The organism is Roseateles sp. P5_B10 (assembly GCF_056400485.1).
Map to the genome: position 1 here is coordinate 1 of NZ_JBFULE010001617.1, position 594 is coordinate 594.

Consider the following 594-nt stretch of genomic DNA (forward strand, 5'->3'; position numbering starts at 1 on the left):
GGCCCGGTCCAGTTCGGGCTCTGGCGCGACAGCGTGAAGGCCAGGGCGCGCAGCCGCCCCGCGCCGGTGTCGCAGTTCAGCCAGCGCGGCTCGTAGACGCCRTTGGGCATCTCGCGTTCCCACAAACGCGGCAACACCTCTTCACCGACGGTGCGCGGGATGCGGTAGACCAGCCCGCGGCAACTGCCACCCGAGATCAGCGCCAGCACCAGGCCCGGCTCCTGGGGCGAGCCGCGGTTCACGCGCGAACGCATGCGCAGCACGCGGTGAAAGCCCAACACCCGCGCCGGCAGCGCGTCGGCATACTCGAACTCGGGCCGCCAGATCAATGAGCCATAGGCAAACAGCAGCAGGTCTTCGCCGCTAGCCCGCCATTCGGCGGTCGTGCGCTGCAACAGATGGGCGCTGCGCGCCGGGCCATGGGGAATATGGATTGCCTGTGACGCCATCGCCCCCATCTTGTCATGCCAGAGAGTTGCACGACGTTTCTCAGGTACCCAGCCCGTAACCCGCGCAGCGCTGGAGGCAAGTAATATGGTTACCTAAATTCCCAAGGGCCGGTTACGAGAGCCGCAGGAGACCCGCATGCACGAC

General features: G+C 66.9%; 1 protein-coding gene. It reads right to left on the reverse strand.

Annotated features, from left to right (window positions below; translation table 11 throughout):
• On the reverse strand, positions 1-449 hold a 449-nt coding region (locus AC1DU6_RS34925; RefSeq protein ID WP_477863118.1), incomplete at its 3' end, for a gamma-glutamylcyclotransferase.
• Positions 450-594 lie beyond the last annotated feature (145 nt).